Origin of the sequence: Shouchella rhizosphaerae (genome assembly GCF_900142675.1) — a bacterium.
GTDB lineage: Bacteria > Bacillota > Bacilli > Bacillales > Bacillaceae_D > Shouchella > Shouchella rhizosphaerae.
Map to the genome: position 1 here is coordinate 142,158 of NZ_FRBS01000002.1, position 24,156 is coordinate 166,313.

At 43.9% G+C, this 24,156-nt stretch carries 24 protein-coding genes; 13 read left to right on the plus strand and 11 right to left on the minus strand.

Going from position 1 to position 24,156, the window contains the following annotated elements; all coding sequences use genetic code 11:
• Positions 1–62: 62 nt before the first annotated feature.
• From BUC05_RS06770 to BUC05_RS06785, 4 genes are all read left to right on the plus strand, one after another.
• Positions 63–527, plus strand: coding sequence for an SdpI family protein (locus BUC05_RS06770; RefSeq protein WP_160162526.1), 465 nt, complete (start codon positions 63–65; stop codon positions 525–527).
• A 254-nt stretch (positions 528–781) separates the two neighbouring features.
• Positions 782–2,089, plus strand: coding sequence for a branched-chain amino acid transport system II carrier protein (brnQ, locus tag BUC05_RS06775; protein ID WP_011248834.1), 1,308 nt, complete (start codon positions 782–784; stop codon positions 2,087–2,089).
• An 87-nt stretch (positions 2,090–2,176) separates the two neighbouring features.
• A complete protein-coding gene (locus tag BUC05_RS06780; RefSeq protein WP_374757918.1) occupies positions 2,177–2,500 on the plus strand; it encodes a CHY zinc finger protein in 324 nt (107 codons plus the stop codon).
• A 140-nt stretch (positions 2,501–2,640) separates the two neighbouring features.
• A complete protein-coding gene (locus BUC05_RS06785) occupies positions 2,641–3,573 on the plus strand; it encodes a nucleoside hydrolase (RefSeq protein ID WP_011248832.1) in 933 nt (310 codons plus the stop codon).
• Positions 3,574–3,729: 156 nt separating this feature from the next.
• Here BUC05_RS06785 and BUC05_RS06790 read toward each other — a convergent pair whose 3' ends face one another.
• A complete protein-coding gene (locus BUC05_RS06790; protein WP_035205785.1) occupies positions 3,730–4,365 on the minus strand; it encodes an NUDIX hydrolase in 636 nt (211 codons plus the stop codon).
• 120 nt (positions 4,366–4,485) lie between these two features.
• Between BUC05_RS06790 and BUC05_RS06795 the strand changes: the two genes are divergently transcribed.
• From BUC05_RS06795 to BUC05_RS06820, 6 genes are all read left to right on the plus strand, one after another.
• Positions 4,486–6,096 (plus strand): ATP-binding protein, encoded by a 1,611-nt coding sequence (locus tag BUC05_RS06795; RefSeq protein ID WP_011248830.1) that lies wholly within the window; start codon positions 4,486–4,488, stop codon positions 6,094–6,096.
• Positions 6,089–6,787: a response regulator gene (locus BUC05_RS06800; RefSeq protein WP_035205788.1), complete on the plus strand. Its 699-nt coding sequence runs from the start codon at positions 6,089–6,091 to the stop codon at positions 6,785–6,787. The genes BUC05_RS06795 and BUC05_RS06800 overlap by 8 nt, the downstream gene beginning before the upstream one ends.
• Before the next feature lie 72 nt (positions 6,788–6,859).
• On the plus strand, positions 6,860–8,530 hold the full coding sequence (locus tag BUC05_RS06805; protein WP_011248828.1) for an SLC13 family permease: 1,671 nt from the start codon (positions 6,860–6,862) through the stop codon (positions 8,528–8,530).
• Between the two features lie 176 nt (positions 8,531–8,706).
• Positions 8,707–9,369 (plus strand): ATP-binding cassette domain-containing protein, encoded by a 663-nt coding sequence (locus BUC05_RS06810; protein WP_035205792.1) that lies wholly within the window; start codon positions 8,707–8,709, stop codon positions 9,367–9,369.
• Positions 9,363–11,489, plus strand: a complete 2,127-nt coding sequence (locus BUC05_RS06815; protein WP_011248826.1) for an ABC transporter permease — start codon at positions 9,363–9,365, stop codon at positions 11,487–11,489. The genes BUC05_RS06810 and BUC05_RS06815 overlap by 7 nt, the downstream gene beginning before the upstream one ends.
• Positions 11,490–11,578: 89 nt before the next feature.
• Complete coding sequence (locus tag BUC05_RS06820; protein WP_035205794.1) at positions 11,579–12,184, plus strand: hypothetical protein; 606 nt, start codon at positions 11,579–11,581, stop codon at positions 12,182–12,184.
• 133 nt (positions 12,185–12,317) lie between these two features.
• Here BUC05_RS06820 and BUC05_RS06825 read toward each other — a convergent pair whose 3' ends face one another.
• Positions 12,318–14,150, minus strand: a complete 1,833-nt coding sequence (locus tag BUC05_RS06825; RefSeq protein WP_011248824.1) for an ATP-binding response regulator — start codon at positions 14,148–14,150, stop codon at positions 12,318–12,320.
• Positions 14,143–14,502, minus strand: a complete 360-nt coding sequence (locus BUC05_RS22020; protein ID WP_011248823.1) for a hypothetical protein — start codon at positions 14,500–14,502, stop codon at positions 14,143–14,145. The genes BUC05_RS06825 and BUC05_RS22020 overlap by 8 nt, the downstream gene beginning before the upstream one ends.
• A gap of 666 nt (positions 14,503–15,168) precedes the next feature.
• On the opposite strand from BUC05_RS22020, the gene BUC05_RS22025 reads away from it, so the two are divergent.
• Entirely contained in the window at positions 15,169–15,393 is a 225-nt protein-coding gene (locus BUC05_RS22025; RefSeq protein WP_082111892.1) for a peptidoglycan-binding domain-containing protein, read from the plus strand.
• Between the two features lie 130 nt (positions 15,394–15,523).
• Positions 15,524–15,697, plus strand: a complete 174-nt coding sequence (locus BUC05_RS21455) for a hypothetical protein (protein ID WP_156323117.1) — start codon at positions 15,524–15,526, stop codon at positions 15,695–15,697.
• A gap of 147 nt (positions 15,698–15,844) precedes the next feature.
• Here the strand turns inward: BUC05_RS21455 and ribD are convergent, their stop codons facing one another.
• The 8 genes from ribD to BUC05_RS06875 all read right to left on the minus strand — a co-directional run bounded on the left by ribD (position 15,845) and on the right by BUC05_RS06875 (position 23,184).
• A complete protein-coding gene (ribD, locus tag BUC05_RS06840) occupies positions 15,845–16,948 on the minus strand; it encodes a bifunctional diaminohydroxyphosphoribosylaminopyrimidine deaminase/5-amino-6-(5-phosphoribosylamino)uracil reductase RibD (protein ID WP_035205795.1) in 1,104 nt (367 codons plus the stop codon).
• Positions 16,949–17,060: 112 nt separating this feature from the next.
• Positions 17,061–17,795, minus strand: coding sequence for a GNAT family N-acetyltransferase (locus BUC05_RS06845; protein WP_011248820.1), 735 nt, complete (start codon positions 17,793–17,795; stop codon positions 17,061–17,063).
• Positions 17,796–17,899: 104 nt separating this feature from the next.
• Positions 17,900–18,304 carry a YhfM domain-containing protein gene (locus BUC05_RS06850; protein ID WP_011248819.1) on the minus strand — a complete coding sequence of 135 codons (405 nt, stop codon included), beginning with the start codon at positions 18,302–18,304 and terminating at the stop codon, positions 17,900–17,902.
• A gap of 311 nt (positions 18,305–18,615) precedes the next feature.
• Positions 18,616–19,002, minus strand: coding sequence for a hypothetical protein (locus tag BUC05_RS06855; protein WP_011248818.1), 387 nt, complete (start codon positions 19,000–19,002; stop codon positions 18,616–18,618).
• Between the two features lie 12 nt (positions 19,003–19,014).
• Positions 19,015–20,658 carry a DUF6792 domain-containing protein gene (locus tag BUC05_RS06860; protein WP_011248817.1) on the minus strand — a complete coding sequence of 548 codons (1,644 nt, stop codon included), beginning with the start codon at positions 20,656–20,658 and terminating at the stop codon, positions 19,015–19,017.
• 10 nt (positions 20,659–20,668) lie between these two features.
• A complete protein-coding gene (locus BUC05_RS06865) occupies positions 20,669–21,331 on the minus strand; it encodes a hypothetical protein (RefSeq protein WP_035205797.1) in 663 nt (220 codons plus the stop codon).
• Between the two features lie 252 nt (positions 21,332–21,583).
• A complete protein-coding gene (locus BUC05_RS06870) occupies positions 21,584–22,252 on the minus strand; it encodes a hypothetical protein (RefSeq protein ID WP_035205799.1) in 669 nt (222 codons plus the stop codon).
• Between the two features lie 260 nt (positions 22,253–22,512).
• The gene (locus tag BUC05_RS06875) at positions 22,513–23,184 is read right to left on the minus strand and encodes a hypothetical protein (RefSeq protein WP_035205802.1); all 672 of its coding nucleotides are present in this window, start codon (positions 23,182–23,184) and stop codon (positions 22,513–22,515) included.
• Positions 23,185–23,648: 464 nt separating this feature from the next.
• Here BUC05_RS06875 and BUC05_RS06880 point away from each other — a divergent pair, with 464 nt between their 5' ends.
• Positions 23,649–24,098 (plus strand): AraC family transcriptional regulator, encoded by a 450-nt coding sequence (locus tag BUC05_RS06880; protein WP_035205803.1) that lies wholly within the window; start codon positions 23,649–23,651, stop codon positions 24,096–24,098.
• Positions 24,099–24,156: the final 58 nt, after the last annotated feature.

Below are 24,156 nucleotides of genomic sequence, written 5' to 3' on the forward strand. Positions count from 1 at the left end.
TGATTCGAATTATGATAATTATGGGGGCGCTTATATTACATAGCATAGAAAGGTTGATGAACGTGAACCTACGCTGGGTGTTTGTGATTGTCTTAATCCTCTCTTTGCTGCATGGAGCGGTTTTACTTGATAATACAGGTAGAGTAGCCGACTTGGGTGTAACAATTTTGATGGTGATAAGTATCAGTTTAGGGATTATGACGGTCGTTCTTGGCTATTTTGGAACGAAGGCAAAACCAAACCTGGCGTTCGGGGTACGAACAAAATGGGCATTAAGCAATGACGAGGTATGGAAGCGCTCAAATTTATTAGGGGGGAAACTCCTGTTAATTGTGGGCTTTGCCTTTATTATTACCGCCTTTCCTGCACGTTACTATTTTCGTCACATGAAACATATACCACAGCCTTTGGAATCATGTTCGTGCTCCTTATTTTTGGCTGGGCCATTATCGCAATCTGGTACTCTTACCACGTCTATAAAGAAGTGGTTGGGGGCGGTGAAAACAAGGAAGATCGGTAAACAGTAGCGGAGGCAATATATTATTGCGATGAAAATAAAAAATGAGCTCTATCGAGTAGGTGGGAAATGCCCGAAAAGTGTTTTTAAAACCTATTTTTCAAGGATGTGTTTTTTTCATTTATGCAATGTAAACGCAGCCAACTGTTAGCTAGGAAAAGGTGGAAATAGACAGTGTAGAAAAGCTATGTTAGAATCATTTTTGCTGCCGTCAACTAGCGCAGTAATATGTCAGATAATTGCATTTTTCAGAAAGGGATTGTTATGGAGTCAACAGGAAGGATTTCAAACAAAGAAACATTTTTTATTGGTCTCATGCTATTTTCTCTTTTCTTCGGCGCAGGAAATTTAATTTTTCCGCCGGAATTGGGACTGAACGCTGGAGAGCATGCATGGCCAGCGATAATTGGATTTTTAATTTCAGGCGTAGGGCTACCGATTCTAGGCGTTCTCGCGATTACGTATATTGGCAGCTCTGATGCGGAAGGGCTAAGCAGGCGTGTTCATTCTAAATTTGCCGTAGCAATAACAACGTTGTCGTACTTGACAATTGGCCCGTTGTTTGCGGTGCCGCGGACAGGGACGGTTTCTTATGAAATGGCGATTGTGCCTTTTTTAAAAGATGGCGGAAGTTCCCTTTCCCTTTTAGTCTTTACATTGATTTATTTTGCGATCGTCTATGCGCTTGCCCTGAACCCAGGGAAATTTGTCGATCGCATCGGGAAAATTATCACGCCTTTTTTGCTGCTTGTCATTTTTATATTGCTTGCTGCGGCTGTGTTTGGCCCATTAGGAACCTATCAGGCTCCAACGGAAGCATATACGAATTATCCATTATTTAAAGGAATTACAGAAGGCTATTTGACGATGGACACGATTGCCTCCGTTGTGTTTGGTATCATTGTTGTTAAAGCGATTGAGGATAGAGGCGCTAAAGATCGGTTAATGATCCAAAAAACGGCATGGAAGGCAGGGCTTGTGGCTGGAATTTGTTTAGGCGTTGTTTACGCAGGCCTCGGTTATCTCGGTGCGACTAGCGCAACAGCGATTTCGGCACAAACGGGTCATGAAATCCTTGCTGCTGTTTCCAATGCGTATTTTGGCGTTTATGGCAATGTGATTCTAGGCCTTGCGATCTTGTTTGCTTGTATTCCAACAGCAACAGGTCTGATTTCCTCATGTGCCATTTATATTAATAGACGGTTTCCGCGTCTTTCTTATCCATTGCTTGTACTATTGTTTACGTTATTAAGCCTTGTCATTGCTAATTTTGGCTTGGAAAATGTGATTTCATTGTCAGTGCCAGTGCTTCATTTTATTTATCCGATTATTATGGTGCTTATTTTTCTTGCTTTTCTAGATAAGATGATTGGCGAAAGACGATCCATTTACCAATTTGCTGTCTTATTCACCGGAATTGTCAGCTTAAATGATGGCTTGTTAGCTGCAAACCCCGATTGGGGCTACCCCGGCTTTCTGGCGTTGCCGTTTGCCGAGCTTGGACTAGCTTGGGTGGTGCCTGCCTTGCTCGGGGCAGTCATTGGCTTTGTTGTTTCGTTGTTTCAAAAATAATCATCTACTTACAAACGACAAAGTATGCGAGCGCATGTTTACAATCTGGGGGCTGCGGTGAGCGCAGCCCTTTCTTATAACAAAGGAGTGAGCTGCTTGCCAACCATACAGGGGTTTCCAATTGACGATGAGACACGCTGTATTCATTACCAGCAAGAAATCGATGTTGTTGCGATCCAATTTGCTTGCTGTGGCCAATTTTATCCGTGTTATAAGTGTCATGCTGAGTCAGTGGGGCATGAGATTAAAACGTGGCCAAAGAGTGAGTTTGGCGCGAACGCGATTTACTGTGGCAAATGCCGAAAAACGATGGCGATTAGCGACTATCTTGAAAAAGGGGAATGTACCCATTGTGGCACACGCTTTAACCCCGGATGCGCTAGACACTACCATATTTATTTTGATGTGTGAACGCCCCGATGCTTTTGGCGATTGGCCCCTTTAATCAAGACTTTTTGAAACTGTTTATACATACATGAGATCCCATTTGTTTCCTCATAACCAGATCGTTTCCATCATAGGATATATGAAGAAAAAAACAGGAGGAAAGCATGACAAAAAAAGTGCTGATGTTTTGCGACCCTGGTATCGATGATTCATTGGCGATTATGTATGCACTTTCTGCCCCTTTTATTGAACTAATCGGGCTTGTCGTTAGTTACGGGAATGTCAGTAAGAAGCAAGCAGTTACAAACGCTGCGTATTTGCTCCATTTAGCGGGGCGGACAGACATCCCGCTTATATCTGGGGCAAGCATGCCAATTGTTGAGGAAAATTTAGTATACTATCCTAATATTCATGGAGAGAGCGGAATGGGTCCGATTCAATTGCCTGCCCATGACGAGATTCCAGTCCGGCCATTTGCGACTGTTCCTGAAATCATTGCCCGTTTTCAAGGAGAAGTGATCATTGTCGATACGGGAAGAATGACAGCGCTCGCAGCTGCTTTTGTCGGATTTGAGAAAGAAATGAAAGATGTCCATTCTTTTTATGTAATGGGAGGAGCCTTTTTTATTCCAGGAAACGCCACTCCACTAGCTGAAGCAAATGTTTACGGCGACCCCCACGCGGCACAGCTTGTTATAAGCCGTGCTACTCCGTTAACGCTTGCCCCCTTAAACGTCACCAACCAGGCGGTGCTACCAGCAATAGTAGTGGACAAGTGGGCAGAACAAGCAAAAAATCCATTTTCTCACGTTATACGGGCGATTTGCTCCCATTACATCGAGGCGCACCAGCAAATGATGCCTGGCAGCCTTGGGGCCCCTATTCATGATTTGGTGCCGCTGATGCTCATCCGGACACCGGAAATGGCTGGTTATATTGAACGTCCAATTGAAATTATTACATATGGCAAAGAACAAGGACTGACCTATGTTGATTTTCGTCCTGGGATGAGAAATGAAGGCCCTCGAATTGCCGTCACGCTTGATTACCCGCTGTTTTTGCGAACGTTCAAGGAAGGAGTGGGGTTATCTTCATAGCGCGGCTGTTAAGCTGATAAGGCGGCTTTTCCTCATTGGCTTCTATTTGTCGTGGATCGATGCCTTGCGAATCGAGTGAATGTTTCTTGTTGTCCTTTCTCCTTCCCATGATCTTCCGAGGCTCTTTTTTCCCTCTCAAGGCACAGCAAGCCTTATTTAGCGTGGTTTTTCATTTTTAAGCAATTGGTCGATTGAAATGGCTACTAGCTGGAGAAAACGTTGTTGGTGAGGAACAAGGTCATTCAATGTCATTCGCTCGCAATAAGGGCGGCGGATCTTGCCTTCTTCCACAAACCCGTCACTTTCGATCGCTTTGACCGTACCAAAACAGAGTTGATAAAAAGCGGAAAATGGCACGCGTACCATGCCGGCGACTTCTTCCTCTTGTAATCGAAATTGCTCAAACGGGATATGTTGCCGGTATACGTATGTAAAAGCGAACTCATAATCATAGATATCACGGTGTTTCGGCATACAGCGGAATTGACCGAGAAAGTCTAGGTCAGCAAAAGGGATGTCGATCCCTAATTCTTCTTTGACTTCGCGTATGCCGTCTTCGGCTGTTTCACCTTCGAGCAAATGGCCAGCTGCGGTAATATCAAACAAGCTAGGGAAATCTTTTTTGTGGGCGCTGCGTCGTTGCAAATAAATGTAAGGCTCCGTTTGAGAATCATCGACGATCCAACAATGGAATGTTTCGTGCCAAAGCCCCTTTTCATGGGCCGTTTTTCTTGTTGCTGTGCCGACTTTTTGTTTTGCTTGATTGTAGATGGCGAGTGTTTCTGTATCCATTTGCATGCTCCTTATAAGCGGTTTATGGTTAGTATAACACTTCCCATGAGGCCTTTTTTTGCTTTCATTTGCACAAAAGCTTGTTATCATAGTACTACTGTATGAAAAGGAGTGCCTGTCATGAAGGGGTATAAGCGGCTGCCGCTAAAAGGGCAGATTATGCTGTTTAGCGGTTTAATTGTACTCGTTTCGATTTTAATTTTGAGCGCCTTTGTGGCCAATAGCCAAGCGACTGGCGCACGAGACCATTTGGCGGAAAAGGTGCGCATTAGTGCAAGCCATATTGCCCATAGTGAGATGGCTAAGGCTGCTCTTGTGGCCGGAGAAACCAATGACGAGCTGAAAGCTTACGTAGAAACGGTTCGAGAAGAAAATGACCTCCAGTATATTGTTGTGATGGATAACGACCGTATTCGTTATACACATCCTGTAGCAGAACGAATCGGGCAAATGTTTGTTGGCGAAGACGCTGCTGATGTGTTTAACGGCCATCGCTACACATCCGAAGGGGAGGGGACGCTTGGGCCGTCGATGCGTGCTTTTGAACCTGTCTGGGACGAGGCAGGCAATCAGATTGGCGCTGTTTCTGTCGGCATTTCGACTGAGGCTATCGCCGCAGCGGTAAAGGATAGCCAATCAATGCTTTTATGGAGCGTGTTTTGCAGTTTGCTCATTGGCATTGTCGGTGCTTCGATGTTAGGGCAAAGCATTAAAAAAACGCTTAACGGGTTGGAGCCTGCGGAAATTGCTTTAGCTGTCGAGGAACGCAATTCAATGCTTGAAGCAGTCGATGAAGGCATTTTGGCGATCAACAACGATGGCGAAGTGCTCTTGGCCAATAATGCGGCGAAACAATTTTTGCGGCGTACCGGGTATCATGGAGAGTTTGATGGCGTGCCAATCGACCGTATTTGGCCTGAGCTTAAGCTACCAGAGGCGTTGACAGCAACAAGCGCATTCTCGAATGAGTCGATTAAGAAAGGCGATGTGGAAACAGTGGCAACCCGTGTGCCAATGTATGTAGCTGGAGAATGTGTTGGCGCCCTTGCGACTTTTAATGAACGGAGCCACTTGGATGACGTCATGAGGCGCCTTGCTGGCGCTGAAGTATATGCCCATAGTTTGCGGAGCGAAACACATGAGTTTATGAATAAACTCCATATCATCCATGCCATGGTAGAAACGGAGTCGTACGAAGAATTAACAAACTATATTGAACAATTATCTGAACGGTACCATAAACGGACAGCAAGTGCAGCGAGCCAAGTCGAACAGCTAGTAGAGGATGTCAGCATTGCCCACTATTTAGCCCAAAAAATTGGCTGGATTGAACAAATGGGCGTATCTGTGCAAGTGCAAAGCGGCACACCGTGGCCAAGCATGAATACGGCTCTCACAGACGTCTGGGTAACGGTCATTGGCAACACGTTTGACAATGCGTGGGAAGCGATGCAACACAAAGATGAAAAAAAACTGACGCTGACGCTTAAACAAGCAGGTGGAGTGCTCCGCTATGTGATTGAAGACAATGGCATCGGTTTTTCACCGACTAAACAGGAGGCGTCACAGCGTTCTACGAAAGGTGGCGACCGTGGTTACGGTCTTGCGAATATTAGAGAAAAATTGAAGCCGTTTCATGGCACGATCGACATTTTGTCGGAAAAAGGGGAAGGCACGATTGTCACGATCCATATTCCTTATGGAGAAAAAGGAGGGAACAGCAGTGATTAAAGTAGCGGTGATTGAAGATGATATCGATGTAGCAAGGTTTCACCGTCTTTTCTTAAGCAAAGTAGCCGGTTTTGAATTAATTGGAGAAGCCCACACGCTCGAACAAGGCGTTCACTTGATCCAAACACAAAAACCGGATCTGCTTTTGCTTGATGTGTTTGTCGGCCAGGAAAATGGCCTCGACGTATTAAAACGCATCCGCGCGGAAGACACGAATACCGATGTGATTCTGATTACATCTGCTAACGATGCAAAGACCGTGCAAACAGGTTCCCGATATGGCGTTGTCGATTATTTGATCAAGCCCTTTTCATTTGCCCGCTTTCAAGAAGCGTTAAACCGTTACCGTGCTAGCCAGCTAGACGCCAATGCATCTTTTACACAACAAGATGTGGACAGGCTGCTTCATAAAGGCGGGCAACGAAAAGTGTACGCGTTGCCTAAAGGCATTGCCAAGGAAACAGCTATCCGCGTACTGAGCTGCCTGATTGAAGCGGACGACTCGCTTGCGGCTGCAGAACTGGAAGCGCGCACGGAAATCTCCCATGTGTCGTTGCGTAAATACATGCGTTTCTTTGAAGAAGAACAGCTGGTTGAGAAAGAGCTCGTTTACCAAAGTTCCGGCAGGCCCTTACAAACGTATAAAGCAAGCCCAGAAGCAGCCTTGTTTTTAAAAGCTAGTTTCATTTAATTAAAAAAACTAGACGGATCCCCCTCTCTTATGGAAAAATAAGAAAACGCTTTCAGATTAGGGGTGATCATCATGAAACAAGCTTTATCAATCACATGGGACCGCTTATGGCAGCAACATACAAGAACCAAAAGCGCGCTTAATGTTTTTTCATATGCCCAAAAAGGGACCAGTGCATTAAAACGAGAAGCGGCTGAGCATGAGCAGGCAAAGCAAAACAGCGGAGGCCAGCCAGAGCCAAAAGAAAAAAAGCCTTATTCCCGCGCTCAGCTTGTCGGCCTTTTATTAGGTCCGCTCTTGTTTTTCCTTACGCTAATGTTCTTTCATCCAGAAGGGCTGCCAACAGAAGGGCGCCATGTGCTGGCGGTCACATTATGGATTGCCACATGGTGGATGACGGAAGCAATCCCGATTCCAGCGACATCGCTTCTGCCATTGATTTTACTGCCGATCACAGGGGCAATGGAAGGTTCTGCTGTTGCTTCGTCTTACGGAAATGACATTATCTTTTTATTCTTAGGTGGATTTTTTATCGCAACAGCAATGGAAAAATGGAATTTGCATAAACGCATTGCCCTCTTCATCATTGCCGTCATTGGTACGAGCACGCAGCGAATTTTGCTCGGCTTTATGGCAGCAACGGCGTTTTTGTCGATGTGGGTGTCAAACACAGCTGCTGTTATGATGATGGTGCCAATGGCACTTGCGATTACAGCGCAAGTCGCCGAAACACTAAAAGGGCAAAAAGAAGGGCGCGAGCTGCCTAAATTTGAGAAAGCAATGCTTTTTGGCGTCGGCTATGCTGGCACGATTGGTGGTTTTGCAACGTTAATTGGAACGCCGCCGACGATTATTTTTGCCGGCCAAGTGAGAGAGCTGTTTGGCATTGAAGTCTCGTTTGCTTCATGGATGCTGTTTGCCACGCCATTAATGCTTGTTGTTTTGCTATTTACATGGTTTTATTTAGGTAGAATTGCCTTTAAAACGAAAATCAAAGAGCTGCCAGGCGGGAAAGAAGTCATTCAATCCGAAAGAAGCAAGCTTGGCCGCATTTCTTACGAAGAAGGCATTGTCGCTGGCGTGTTTGCCTTTGCCGCCTTTATGTGGATCACTAAAGATTTCTTCTGGAGCGGCGATAACGCGATGATTTTCCAACTTCCAGGGATTTCAGATGGCATGGTCGCGATCATGGCAACCATGTTCTTGTTCTTAATTCCTGGAAAAGCAAGCGCTCGCATTCTTGATTGGGCCGATTCAAGAGACATTCCATGGGGCGTGTTGCTCTTGTTTGGCGGCGGTTTGGCGATTGCAGCTGGTTTCCAGTCAAGTGGTTTGTCGGTTTGGCTTGGCGAACAATTGACGGTGCTAGATGGCCTCCATATGTTGCTCATTATCGGTGGCGCCACGTTGCTTATTATGATGTTGACGGAAATCACATCGAACACGGCGACGGCGACAATGATCATGCCGATCGTCGCTTCGTTGGCAGTGGCGATCAATGTCCATCCATTTGCGTTGATGGCGCCATGTGCAATTGCGGCAAACTGTGCATTCATGCTGCCAGTCGGAACGCCGCCGAATGCGATTATTTTCGGTACAGGCAAGGTGAAAATTATTGAAATGGTCCGAGCTGGTTTTTGGCTCAATGTCTTCTCAACGATTCTCATCGTGCTCGCCGTCTATGCATTCTTGCCAATCGTATTTGACATCGATTTAAGCGTTTTTCCAGATAGCTTGAAGTAGTAGAAACAGCCCGCCTTCTTTTAGGAGGCGGGTTTTAGTTTGTGTAAAAAGCAACTAAGTATAGGCAAGCCCATGCGCTTAAATTATTTTTCTAATAGTAGTTCAATTGTTTAAAGTGAAACTAGGAAAACGGCTTTTTTCATGGCAAAATAGAGAAGTGGAGAGGAGGCCGCCAGTTGAAGCATATTGAGCTGGAGAAAGTGAAAGTTGGATTTGGACGGGGGAACAGACGCCGTCAAGTACTTAAAAACCTATCCTTGCGTGTGGGACGAGGCGAATGTTTGGCGATTTATGGCGGCCAAGGCGCAGGAAAGTCGACGCTGTTGGCAATCATTGCCGGCCTTTTAGAGCTAGACGAAGGAGAAGCAGTCGTAGGAACATACAACTTAACGAATTGCAGCACGGAAGAAAAAGCCCTCATGCGCCGTGAAGAAATGGGCGTCTATAGCGAGGAAGCACCATTGTTCGCTGAATTAACCGTACAAGAAAACATCGCTTTTTTAGCTGCGTTGCAACAAAAAAAGCGCAACAAAGTTTGGCTTAAAGAAGTTGCTGGCCATTTTGGCGTTGAGCCGTTATTGGCGTTTCCTACTAAAGAGTTGGGGCATTATGATTGTCAGGCAGTTCGCCTTGCCCGGGCGGCTGCTGGTGAGCCAGCTGTCTTTTTAGTAGATGCCCCAATTGACTTGGAGTTGTTCCAAAAACTTCAGCAATGGGCGAGAAAACGTCAGCAAACGATTTTATTTGCGACGAGTTCGTATGAAGAGGCACTGTGGGCTCCTCATATCGTGGAGCTGGATAATGGCGCTATTCGTGAATGGGGAGGCAACAAATGCTAATACATAGGCTTTGGAAAGTGATTTGGCTTAACATAAAGCATCATCAAACAACACTGCTTTTCCCATTGATGGGGGCGATGTTTGCATGTGCCGCTTTCATCTGTCTATTTTTAATGCTACAACAAATAAATGCCAATTATAAGCAAAACGAAGCATTGCAACTTGGCTATACATACGACTTTTCGATTAAGCAAGCTTCTCCAGAAACAATGGACCAAGTCGGTGCTTTGCCAGAAGTCCATGAAACGTGGAGGAGCATGACAACTACAGATTGGCAAACAGTTACTGGAGAAACGATAGAAATATTGATGTTTGATCAGCCAAAGTTTGTAGAATCGGGCCCTTATTATTTTACTAATCGTTCACCTGTTCAAAAGGGAGAAATTGCGCTAGAGCACGATTTTGTTTCCGTCCATTTTCCAGACATCCAATACGGAGACAAAGTTGAATTGATCGACAGCGACGGCAACAATCATTTCTACATCTTTGTCAGCCTGTTTTACGGGATGTCGGAAGAGGCGTTATTAGTTGGAGACATCGATGAAACTGCCGACATTTACATTCGGGCAAATACGGACGATAAGACTAAAGTAAGAAGTGATCTCGAAGCGCGTACTGGCAAGACCGTCCAGCAAAATATTGACACGCAATCCGGTTTATTTTACATCGAAGGGCTAACGGCTGCTTCTTTCCAACAACTACAATTTGCTGGCTATAGTTTGCTTATTGGCGCGGCAGCGATGTTTATTGCGTTTTGGCTCATAACGATGAAACGTTTAGGCTTAGCGCTTCGAACAGTGGCACGAACAGTTGTTTATTTAGGGCACTCTCCTAAAAGGCTAAATTGGCAATTGGTCGTTACGAGTGGTGTGCTAGCGGTCATTTTAGCTGTCTTCTCTACGCTTTTGGCGCTAACGGCATTCCATCTGTTTGGCTTTGCTTTAGCAGAAGACTTGGCGACGCGGTTATCACTTTATATAGGGGTTGCTCAATTGGCTTATATCCCGGTGTCCCTTCGCTTTACTTTGCTGGCAATGGCTCTTCTTCTACTTTTGGCCGTAGTGCTTGGAAGAAGCATGCTCATCGCTCGTGCGTTAGGTGATCCTAAACCAAACCGGCATATACCGTATCCAGCAAAAACAGGGTTTGTGGTAGTCGCTTTATCAGCAGCAATGGCTTTTCTTGCCATTTCACCTTATCAGCAACTGACCGAACAGATCGACAAGCTGCAGCAGGAACGGGAAGCGCTTTATGGTTGGACTGCTGAGGAAGAGCACATATGGCCGTTTGTCCACTTGCAAGCGCCTAAGAAGCAGGCTGACCAGTTTCTGGAACAGCTAAGCGCCGATGGTTTTTCGTTTGTGACGTTAACGAAACAAGGCAATTATCTGATTGCCGAGGAAAGCGAAACAAGTTATTCGGAAATCTATGTAGACTTGTTAGCCGTTCCAGATCAGCACTGGGAAATGGTTTTGTCGCTGCTGGACGTGACACCGTTGCTGTCAGTAGACGACATGAAGGCCAGCAATGGAGCCGTCATTATTGGCAGCGACCTAAGCCACGCGTATATGATTGATGAGACAGTCAAGTTAATGTCGTGGGAAGAGGAAACCGCCAATGGCGAGAGAACGTTAGCCGACGGGGGTGATTTTGATTTTCGTGTGATGGGCACAGCCAAAAAAGATTTTCAACGTTTAGGCAGTTATTCGTTCTTAATCCCTGCATCTTTAGCAGCTCAACTAGATGTAAAAATAGATACGTTTACGGAAGAGGAGATTGTGTATCCAATCAAAACCGAAGCAGCAAAAATCAGTGACCATTTGCGAGAAATGACTGCCTCTTATCCGTTCGCGAACGTCTATGATGAAGAGCCTTTTTGGGAAATGGCTACCGACAATCCTCCTGTTTCGACGTACTATTTCTTGATGATTGCCCTGTTTCCTTTTGTGTTGGCTTTATGCTGGGCACTTTTTCGTATAAACACTTCTTGGCAAATGCAATTATGGCTGCGGCTGCTAATTGTCGTGGTGCTGATTGGTGTCGGTGTAGGTGCAGGCTGGGGGGCAAGCCAACTGTTCCTATCATTTGGTTATACGAACATAACAGAATGGAGTGATTGATGCGCTTCTCTGTTTGCAGAGAGTGGAGAATATACCCAAATGATCCCTTAAAAAAACAAAAAACGAAGTTGGCAAAAGGAGATGTCCTTATGATAAAGAAACAAGCCGTTTTATTGCTATCTGCCCTGTTGGTAACAGCTTGCAGCCAAGCGGAGGCGAATGTGTTGGAGCCTAAACAACTTTCTGAAATCGAACAACGTTATTTGCAAGTCGGCAACAGCCATTCATTTGTGTATGATGTTTCTCGTTTCGAACCACCAGAGAAAACATTTTCATTTCAGCTCGATGTATATGAAAACGGCCAGTTCTCCAATGAATGGTCGCAAGAAATATATAGGATGAATGCAGACGAAGGCGAAACATTGTTTGCAGATTGGGAAGAAATGGTGATAACGATAGACAGCCCAAATTCTTATGAAAACGAAGACGAAACAGCGCTGTATGAAGCCGGCCTCGTCCTTTTCCAAGAAGGAGGCTCAATGAAAAGCAGGCAGCCGATCGAGTTGCCAAAATTGGAAGAAGGGGAGGTAGTAAGCATAGCAAGTGGGACGCTTGATTTTAACGAAAAAGGACAAAGCCTTGTCACGTTTTCTTGTGACGAGGAGGTGCCTAGTACAGCAAGCACTGAAGACGGGTTGGCGGAAACCATCGAAGCGTGTGAATACGTGTTTGTGTTCCGTTTAGAATGGGACTAGGCAGGAAGCGGAGCGTCACATTGACACAGTCTTGACCTTAGCGTACTGTTTTCATTTTGTTAATTCCCCTACAAAAAACAACTAATAAAAGCATGGCGGACCTTTACCGCCATGCTCGCTCGTATGGTGAAGTCTATTTTGACCGATTTCTGTGCTTTACATGAAACGATATCTTTGTTCCTTTGCCTTTTTCACTTTCAATTTGAAGCCCTGTGCCAAAGTGCCGTTTTAACCGCTGGTCTGTATTAATTAATCCAACCCCTGACCGGCTAGCGGCTTTTCTCTCTAAAATGCGTTGCTGTTGAACGTCGTCCATTCCGACTCCGTCATCTTCGACTGATACGACGGCATGCGTTTTATTGTTAGAAACTTGAATAAGGACCTTTCCGCCATGAGGGCGTTTCATAATGCCGTGCCTAATCGCATTTTCCACTAAAGGTTGAATGGAAAGAAACGGGACTTTTATGTCGCTGTCTTCTACTTGCCAATCAATTTCCAGCCTCTCTTCAAACCGGACTTTTTCAATGTAGAGATAGGAGCGCACCAGGCTAAGCTCTTCCTCAATGGGAACGAGTTCGTCCATATTTTGAAATTGGAATTTGGCGCGCAAAAAGTCGCTAAATTCCTGTAGCAAATCATGCATTTTATCGAGGGCGGTTTCACTTAAAGCGGCTACTGCATTTAAGGCATTGAACAAAAAGTGTGGTTGAATTTGTGCTTGCAGCCATGCCGCTTCCAACCGCAATTGTTCTTGAACCATTTGTTTGATCGTCGTTAGCGCCTCAATCCGTGCCCTTAATTCTAGCGCTTTGACTGGTTTTGTCACATAATCGTTGGCCCCGGCCAAGAAGCCAGTTTGAATATCTTTCGATTGGCTTCTAGATGTAAGGAGCAACACAGGAAGCTCAATCAGTGTGAACCGCTTACGAATCAATCGGGTTAGCTCGTAACCAGACAGCTGCGGCATCATCGTATCTGAGATAACGAGATCCCACTCCTGGGCATCTAACATAGCCAACGCCTCTTTGCCGCTTGTTACCATGGTTACATCATAATCTTCTGGTGATAGTATCCCTTCAAGTACTTGAAGATGGGCTGGATCGTCATCAACCATTAATATACGGGGGCGGGCATGGCTTAATTCGCTTAAGCTAGTTTGTGTCGTAGCTAACTGGGCTTCGACTTCTTTCATATAAAGTGGCTTCTTTTCTAGGGGTGGTACGACTGACGACGACTGCTCGAATGCGGGATCGCCACTCTTGTCTTGCTCATTTTTCAATTCAGCTAATTTTAATGAAAGTGTAAATGTTGAGCCTTCTCCTACAGCAGAGGATACCTCTAATGTGCCTCCGTGAAGCTCAACTAATTGCTTACTTATACTTAACCCTAGTCCAAACCCTCCTTCAATCATGGTTTCGTTTGCATTTGCTTGCTCGTACGGACGAAAGAGGCGCTTAAGGATGTCCTCGTCCATACCAATTCCTGTATCGGAAATCACAATAAGAGCATTTTCGTTTTCCTTAAAAGCTCGCACGGAAATAATTCCTTCGTCTGTATACTTGACTGCATTATGCAATAAATTGTAAACAATTTGAACGAGTCGACTTTCATCCGCGATGACGGGTGGAAAGTCTTTGGCGATTTGATTAACCATTTTAATACGCTTGACTTCTGTGCTGTATTGCAGCATGTCAAGGACTCCAGTGACAATAGGTTGAATCGATACCGCTTTTTTCTGTAGACGGAGGGATCCTTCTTGCAGGCTCATCATGTCAATCAAATCATTCAAACGCAATGTCAGCCGATGTCCGATCGACAAAACGGTTTCAAGCTCTTCAATGCTTCTTTCCTGTAACATATGCCGTTCTCTCTTTAAAACAGAGTGGGACATGTTAAGGATGCCATGGAGCGGATTCTTAAATTCCTCTGACATGTTTGCCAAAAATTGATCTCTGTGTTCATTCATTTTTGCAGTGTTGCCGCATGCTTTTATGTTCTAGTATGCATGTGAAGTCACCCTTAAACCAGACAGAGACAGCACTATCCATTAAATGAATCAAATCGAACGGAAAGTGCACATTGCCAAACCGCTTACCCGCATGAGTGTTCAAAGGAACTAGCCCAGCAGCACAAGATATAGAAGTCAGTAGTAAAAGAGGGCCCTTTCTATTATTGAAAATCTTTTTAACAATTGATATTGCCGTGCTCACTTTGGAAACAAGAACGAACAGGATAATATGTTTTCCTAGATAGGGCAAAGCCGCTTTTGGCAAATACCCTGCTCTGGCATCCAGTAAATCAGGATTGGCCCCTTCCACAACAGGAAGCCTCCTTTCCAGATTAGAAATATCCGATGCCGCATAAGCATCGCCTTGTTCGGCGAAAAACTTTTTTTGTCGCAAAATTTCGCCAATCTGTTTTTGCCTTCTCCACTTCCATTCATGACCATTTGTAAAGCAATTGTTGGCTGTTTGGTATATCTCAATAGCGAACGATCCTGGGAAAACGTAGCTGTTCTATTCATAAGAAATTCGGCAGCAATTCGCTTTTCCTGTTTGTCTAATGAAATAAAACCAATCTTCTCGGAACCGTTCTTGCTAAAAGCGTTTATTTATGAAAATAGCAATCTATTTTCAATTTAATTCGCTTCCAAAAACACGTCAAGGGTTCTGAAGAACGACACGACTAGTCGCCCGTTTTATTAATTAAAAATGGAATAAATGGTTAAATGAATCAATAAGTAGTCCTTAAGAGCTGATTCTTTAGTGTTGTTTTATTTGCGCTTATAAAATAATCGAATTTGTGCCTTTAATAACATAGATAATTGTACCTTTTTATTTTCTTATTTTTCCCATCTTCGTCCTGAGGAAACAGAAAATTTGTCATATGACACGGGGAATTTTCACTAAAAGGCTCTGTTGTTTGGCTATTTGATCACTAATAAGCCACAGGAAAATAGCGATACAGGAAGTTTAATTCGTTGAATTCAAAATCAATTAAATGAGCAGGATGGAGCTGATATTTCAATAGAAGTCGATAGAGCGTTTGGCCCAGCTACAAAATCTGCTGTTGAGGCATTCCAAGAAGCAACAGAGCAACGAGTGGATGGAATGGCTGGATCTGTAACAATGAATTTGTTGGATTTTCAAGCCTATCAATTGATTGGAAGAGGAGACTTTGTTCAGTTTCTTGCTCGATTTAGGAATTGAGGAGGTTTCAGATAAGAATCCTTTCCGGTCTGAACTTGAAGGTCACTCAGCAATTCAAGATGTTTTACCAGATGGAAATATCGAGGATTTGCAAGTTACCCAATACGAATGAGGGGGAGAAACATTTTATTTGGCAAGTTTATCCTTAGAAAGTAATTCAAGTGTATATGTACACGCCTCTTTTACAAGTGATCGTGATTTAGATGTTGTTGCCGTTGTTCATATGGAAGGTGACTTATACGAGAATGATGCTACTCTTACCACCTATGATGTTGATGGAGAGGTTAATGGAGTTTGCAAATGATTCATTTGATATTCAAAAGGAAATTTCTTAGGCTATATTAACGGTAGTGTGATTGATTTACCAAATTAAAGTGGCTAATACGGTGCCACTTTATACAATTGGCAGCGGCTAAAAGGTCTCTCCTAACCGCTGCGTAATTTGAACAGTCTAGTTCGCCGCCTTATCTGAAACGACATAGGCAGTCAGTTTTACGTCTGGTCCGATTTGCATGGCTTCACTGAAAGCAAGCGGCAAGGCATCAGCCATTTTGTCAATGCCGCTTCCTTCTAAAAAGGTTGGCGCCAAGGCGCCGCCAATGAGCTTTGGCGCCACATAGACGATTAGTTTTTGCACAAGCTGGGCTTCAAGAAAAGCGGCATTCAACGTTCCCCCTGCTTCGAGAAGGGCAGAGGAAATCGACTCTCTGTACAAATACGCCATCATTTCCTTGAGATCGACTTTCGTTGTCCCGCTCGTTTGTACAAGGCGGACGCCAGCCTTTTCCAGCCGCTCCTGCTTCTCTGGCAAATGCCTCGGTTCCGCTGCCGTGAAAATCCATGTCGGGGCAAGGCCATCTGTCGTTACAATTGCATCGACAGGCGTGCGCAAATGGGAATCAACAATCACTCGGATCGGGTTGCGCCCATTGGCGATTCGCGCCGTCAACGAAGGGTTGTCCTTTAAAACAGTGTCAACGCCAACGATAATCGCTTGGTTTTCCGAACGCAGGCGGTGGACATCTTGGCGCGCCTCACTGGAAGTAATCCATTTGCTGTCGCCCGATTTTGCGGCAATCTTTCCATCGAGCGAGACAGCTGCTTTTAGCGTCACATATGGCATACGATTGACAATCGAGTAATTAAACACGTCATTTAACTGCACCGCTTCTTTTTCCAAGATGCCGGTTTGAACATGGACGCCGCCTTCTTCAAGGATACGAACGCCATTACCAGAGACCAAGGGATTTGGGTCAAGGGTAGCAATAATCACTTCCTTGACGCCGGCTTCCACTAACGCCACAGCGCACGGCCCTGTTCTCCCTGTATGGGAACAAGGCTCCAGCGTAACATAAGCGGTGCTGCCTTTCGCTTCAGAGCCAGCCATGCGCAACGCGTTTATTTCTGCATGGGCTTCCCCAGCTTTCAAATGGGCGCCCACGCCAATAATCCGTCCTTCTTTTACAAGCACGCAGCCGACAAGAGGATTTGGGTCTGTTTGCCCCTTCATTGCTTTAGCGTTGTCTAGTGCTAATCTCATATAACGTTCTTGCATTCGATCAAATCCTTTCAATAGAGGCCATTCTGCCCGGTGCGTGGAATAGGTAAAAAGAAACGAGGCCCGTTTTGCCCGCGTACAAAGCTACATACAACAGATTCCCATTAAATCAAGCAATCGTAAAATTACTTCCATAGTAGGCTAAACCTAATTTACTTGCAACGCTTTGAGAGGAATGGTTTTCCGCTAACGTGCTATATAATGGCAAACAACCCAACTTCCGTACAGCGATCGCCCAGGCAGCAACAACGGCAGGCGCAAACCCATTTCCGCGATATTCCTTTAATGTTTCGATTCCCGCTTCATGCGCGAAATTGGTAATACGAACGCTTCGGCAGATGGAAACGGCTCTATTTTGATGGACAAGGGCAACGCAAGGCTGAGACACATCTAATTCTCGGATAAGCCACTCAAAGTCATGTGGCAACCAGTTAGCAGCATTTTCCCGGGTAAGGCTTTTGACTTGCAGTGAGGGAGTGACTTTTCTAGGGACAAAATAGCACGGTCCCATTGTATATTGTTGCCCATGAAGGAGAGCCATGTATTCTGCAAAGTACTTTGGCTTTGCGGGGAACTCGCTTATGGAAGGCTCTTCTAAAGATAACTCTTGTAAACGCGTAGCAGTCTTGTCTGCTACATCATAGCGAAATCGGCAAACGGCCTTACCGTCAATCGTTCGGCCTAAGAAAAATGCAGGAGCGGGAACGGTTGGCCCCAAGTTTTCGTTTATTGTCAACAGCCGTGAATGTTGATCGTGAACAAACAACGCTTCAACATGATACTCCATCAATTTGTTAGCAGTGTTTTCCCAGTTTGGTTCATACAAGTCGTCCAATTGGTTCATTGAAGATGAATCCTCTCTGTTTGATTGAATAAAAACAAAAGACGGAGTCAACTAAAACAGGGGGAATACTGAATAGCTTCTATGATTCTGATACACAACAAATTTTACTCAGCCTCGTCTAGATGCAATAATTCCTTTATGCGCTCCGAGTCCTTTTCAGAGACTGAATAATACTGATCTTCTTCAATACCCCGACGAAAAGTAATAGTAGAATTATTGTCAAACCAAAGATAAACCAACATCACCATCGTCGAGTTATCCCCGTTATTTATGTGAATAACACTATCAGGATATCCCTCTGTAGAGGCCGGCTCTTCGCTAATAGCCGACTCATGAATAATGGCCTTAAATTCATTAATTGTGTCTGGGTCTTTGATTGTCTTCTCCTCGTTAAAAACAATTTGATCATCACTTTGGTAAGAACCGATTAACAACTCCTCACCATTTGAACACCCAGACATAGACATAAAAAATACTACTGCTAAAAGAGCGCTAATTTTCCAATGCATAACGACCCTCCTTTTATTAAAATAATACAATATTTTCATTTCATTTCTATAAAAAGGTTTGTCTTATTTATTATTCAGGTGAGTTGAAGGGGGGACTAGCGTTGTTGTTCCTCTTTCTTAATAGAGGTGATGTTCGCTTTTGGTAGTAGTGATAGGCCCTGTGGCTTCTTGCTTGCCTCTGTGAAGGAGCAGGGGCCAGTTTAGAAATGTAAGTAGGATAGGCTGCATGAAAAAGCAACTTGACGGGATGAGGCAGTAGCCTAAAGACAAAGTGAAAAGGAACAGCGCACATTTTTCTGCACCATTCCTTTTCACAAAAGGCCAGGCCCTCTATTTGACAAACGCTCAGTAAGCCGGTCCAGCGCGTCTTGGTCCATTTCTGTATGAATGTCGTACTTTTGTTTATGGTAATCAGCGACAGTGTTCCCTAACGTTGCGGTATGGAGGAAAATGGCATTGCGAACAAACAACCCTTTTGTTTGCTCAGAGGAAATCTGGAATTCGAGGCGTTCCCTCAAACGATCCGCAAACTTGCCTTCTTGCCCTTCAAGGCAAGTTAACGCATGGGTGAGTTGGTCGGTGCCTGTCTCCATTTGTTCTTGGGCCTGGTTAGGCTGTCGCCGTACATCTTCTTCAAAGCCGCTTTGATTAAAAGGAAAGCGGTAGGTACCCACATTCGGATTTAGCCAATCAAACAACGATATTCCCCCTTACTTAATTGATTGAGCCAATGCTTCATCAGCCGCAAACAATCCACGCAAATTTTCTTTGTAGTCAAGCACCAATTGTTCTAGCTCGCGCATATCCAACTCATACATCTCAATAATTCCGTCGATTTGTTCAACCGCACTGGAGGGAACAGGATCAAACTCCTTGCGGAAAGTCACCCCTGTTGGCTTGCGGATGGCATCCTTGGAATACGTATGGCCTGCTTCTTGCAAAAACGCGCGCCAATTCGCTTCTTTGTTGCTCATCATTCCTTCGACCCGCTCCCGTTGTTCGAATATCCGTTCATGAAGTTCCATATTACGGTAGTGATAAAGAAGGCCAAGAGCCTCGCGCTTTTGTTCCAGTGCCCCTTCCATGGCTTGCAACGCGTTAACAAGACTGTCTTCATCAACGAGGATGTGTGTACCTGTCCCAGGCTCAAGCCGGTACGTGACCGGTTGATGGCCAGGCTGGTCATACAGTTCAATTAATGTCCCGATGCTATGCAAATCAAATTGCTCCTTGGCATTGATTACAGCAAGCACTTTTTCATAGACGGCTGTATTTTTTAAGGCCCATAACCCGCCGACGATATGGCCAAGCCCTACCTCCTCTTTCAGGCGTTCATTTACAGATTCAGGCATGTCTGAAAGCGCTGCCCACGGATTGTCTTTAGCTTTGCCGATTAATTCTGAAAGCTCGGCAACCGTCATTTCCTCGCCAATGATCGTGATAAATTGCAAAAGATGATTGATATTGGCGTTATAGGCAACCCGATCTAAATCTGCATTTATGCCAAGTCCAAGAGAAACAAACGTACCAAACATAGGGGGTCTGGAAAATACCTCCGTTAATCCAGGCCACGGCGTCCTTGGCGTCAGCACATCAGGAAATTCAGGCGTTTCCATATCGCCTAAGTAATGAATGCTTGCCCCTGGATAAAACGTATACGGAATCGATTGAGCGTAAAGAGGCTCCCCTTTCACTCGTGTATGGCTAATGGCGTTCGCTTCAGCGGCATAAAAGTCGCGAGCAAGGAGAACGAGCTCTTCTTCGGGTATGTCGGAGATGTCTAATACATCTGTGGCGCTTTCTAAGTAATCAACAAAATCACTGTCTAAAGAGGCGAGTTGTTTTAAGTTAACAGGCGCATCATTCAGACCGCGTACATCATCAAAGTTTTTTTCAATTAAAGCGACACTAACAATCAAATGGCCTCCGAGGGAATGGCCATCGCCATAGCGCTTAATACCGTTTGTATTTATGTTTGTTTCAACTTCTTCAATGAAATCAAGAGCATCCTCGATTTGCTCATCTGAAACACCTGCAACAACACCAAAAGCATCGTAAACGACATCTTCGGGTGCATCGAGATCAACTTCAGTACCACGAAAAATGTAGTAAACGTCGTTAATGTCTTTTTCTTCGTTGTAGTGGTGAATCGCAGCACTGTCAAAGCCAGACTCGTTGCCGATAGGGGAGTCAATATTTTCGCCACTGCTTTTATATATCGTAATGTCGTTGTAGTCGATGTCGGTAATGTTATAAGAATCCAACACCTTTTTAAGGGAGTCAATATCCAATGGCTTTCCACTTTCATACTGGAGAGCGGTAAGAGCATTGCGGGTATTATCCTCAAACGCCATTTAAATTCACCTACTTTCGGAAGCGAATGTTTTGAATAAGTGTATCAAAAAAGCGGCTTTCTTGGTCGTTGTTGATCTCACAGGCGACTCCATCTTTGCATGCGAGGCGGTAAGTAATGACAATAAATTCTTCAGTGTCATTGCTTTGCACTAAAGCAAAATAGCGATTGGCGAAATGGTCGTTCGGATCATACGTAACTCCCTTTTTATCTTTTAGTGTGAAATAGGAGGAGCCATAGTAAATGGTTACTTCATCTGTTTGAAGCTGTTCATACTGTTGTTCGTAACTAAGGTCCTCTAAAAGTCGATTTAGTTGTAGATGTGCTCTGTGCTCTGTCATGTTGTCTCGGTATTTTAGTTGAATGTGCCCTCGAAACCCAGATTCATTCACATTCTTTTCATACATATTCAGAGACTCAAAATGGCGCTTGCTTTCGTATTGAACTGGGTCATCCGAAAGATAATACCCCGCGGGAAACCACATGGAAAAGTTGTTTTTTTCTGATTGAAAATAATGGAAGCCTTCGTCTATTTCGACCTCTGGGTCAAGAAAGCTACTCGTAAAATCATCTGTTAAGGCGATATCGTCTGAACCGTTTAGTGCGAACGCCATGGCGACCCCTCCTCCTAATGCAATCAAGACAACGATCGGAATCCAAATGCCTTTTTTCATCATCCATCCCACCTTCACTCTCACGCCACCTGGTGTTTAGTTTTATCATAGAAAAGACAAAGGGAAAATTCCACTAGTACCCGCAATAAATGGAAAAAAGGCGCTTTAGGCATAGTGAAATAGTCTTAATTTTTGAGCATATCGTTAAAGATAGAATCAAGGTTTAGAGGGGAAAAGCTACTGCAGGTGATAGGGAGTTTGTTTGGATTTAAACAGCAAAGGGAGGATGGTCTCAAGGCCATTTAAATTCACCTACTTTTGGAAGCGAATGCTTTGAATAAGTGTATTGAAAAAGCGGCTTTCTTGTTCATCGTTGATGGTACATGTTTCTTCTTCCTTGCAATATAACTCATAATCAACAACCATGAATTCTTTAAGGTCAGGGCTTTGAACCAACGCAAAATATTGATTAGCAGAGTGCGTTGCCGGATCGTAAGTCACGCCTCTTTTTCCTTCCAAGGTATAGTAGGAAGAGCCGTAATAGATCGTTGCAGTTTCTGTTTGAAGTTCTTCATACTGGTCATTAAACCCAAAGGCTTTTAGTAGAATTTGTAATTGTATCTCAGCATCATGTTCTATCATATTGCCACGGTACTTTAATTGAATAAATCCCCAGTACTCTTTTTCGTTAGAATGTGATTGATCTTCATGGATATTGAGAAATTCAAAATGGTCTTTACTTTCGTAACCGACAGGATCATTTTCGATGTAATACCCCGCAGGAAACCACATGGAAAAGTTGTTTTTTTCTGATTGAAAGTAATGGAAGCCTTCATCAGTTTCGACCTCCGTGTCAAGAAAGCTACTTGTAAAATCATCTGTTAAGGCGATATCGTCTGAACCGTTGAGTGCGAACGCCATAACGACCCCTCCTCCTAATACAATCAAGACAACGATCGGAATCCAAATGCCTTTTTTCATCATCCATCCCACCTTCACTCTCGCGCCACCTGGTGTTTAGTTTTATCATAGAAAAGACAAAGGGAAAATTCCACTAGTACCCGCAATAAATGGAAAAAAGGAGCTTTAGAAGTAGTGAAATAGTCTTCATTTTTAAACGTGTTGTTAAAAATGGAGTTAAGGTTTAGGAGGGGAAGCTACCAGTGTTGTGGAGAAGGTGGACTGTGTTGATGCTAACTGCGGCATTGCGGGTATTATCTTCAAACCCCATTTAAATTCACCTACTTTTGGAAGCGAATGCTTTGAATAAGAGTATCGAAAAAACGGCTTTCTCTTTCGTTGTTGACTTCACAGGACTCATAATCATCGCATAATATACGGTAATCGACAGTAATAAATTCCTTAGCATCGTGGCTTTGAACCAACGCAAAGTATTGATTAGCAGAGTGCGTTGCCGGATCGTAAGTCACGCCTCTTTTTCCTTCCAAAGTATAATAGGAAGAGCCATAATAGATCGTTGCATTTTCTGTTTGAAGTTCTTCATACTGATCATTAAACCCTAAATCTTCTAGTAAAATTTGAAGTTGTATCTTAGCCTCATGTTCTGACACGTTATTCTCGTACGTGAGTTGAATGTACCCTGTATACCCTCTGTCCTTTGAAGTAGTAGTTTCTTCTTCATAGATATTGAGAAATTCAAAATGGTCTTTACTTTCATAACGGACGGGATCATCTTCAATGTAATACCCAGCAGGAAACCACATGGAAAAGTTGTTTTTTTCGGATTGAAAATAATGGAACCCGTCATCAGTTTCGACCTCTGGGTCAAGAAAGCTACTTGTAAAATCATCTGTTAAGGCGATATCATCTGAACCGTTGAGTGCGAACGCCATGGCGACCCCTCCTCCTAATGCAATCAAGACAACGATCGGAATCCAAATGCCTTTTTTCATCATCCATCCCACCTTCGCTCCCGCCATGTGGTGTTTAGTTTTATCATAGAAAAGACAAAGGGAAAATTCCACTAGTACCCGCAATAAATGGAAAAACGGCGCTTTAGGCATAGTGAAATAGTCTTCATTTTTAAACGTGTTGTTAAAAATGGAGTTAAGGTTTAGGGGGAAAGCAACTGAGTGTGATGGGGAAGTTTTGTGTCGCATTCTAACCGTGGATTGCGAAGGTTGGTCTCATGGCCCATCTCTTTTTCACCTACTTTTTGAAGCGAATGTTTTGAATACGGTTCATTATTGTCCGTCATTATGGGCGGTGGTGGACTATCTCTTTTCCCTTTTCAACTAACGGCCTTTGTTTAGAGACTAATGGATTAATTAAACTAATATATCAGAAATAGTTTTTAAAAATAGCTTGAAAGATATTTTAAATCGGATTACTTTATCTAAGAAAGGAGAATTAAAATATGAAAATAACTATTGAAGAATTACCTGAATCCAGGATTGCTTATTTCCGAAATGTTGGGGAGTATGGTGAAAAGCAAAACAAAAAATTAATGGAGAATTTTAAAAAGTGGGCAAAATTAAATGGTGTGTTTGATGATTCTATAATTTTAGGCATACCGCGAGATAACCCAGAGATTACTCCTAAAGAGGAGTGTCGTTATGATGTTTGCGTTGTTATAAATAAAGATTTTAATGTGACAAAACCAGCTCATATTGGAGAATTTTCTGGTGGGAAATACGCTGTTTTTTTGCTTGACCATACAAAAGAGGCAGTCAGTGAATTTTGGGGCAATATTTTTTCTGAGATCGAAAGAAATAATCTATCAATAAGAGAACAACCAATTATAGAAAGATATACTTCACAAATGATTGATAATCATTTGTGTGAAATATTAGTTCCTATACAGTAACGAAGCGGGGACATTTCCTACTTTCTATTTAAAGGACGAACAACTGACACACCTACTA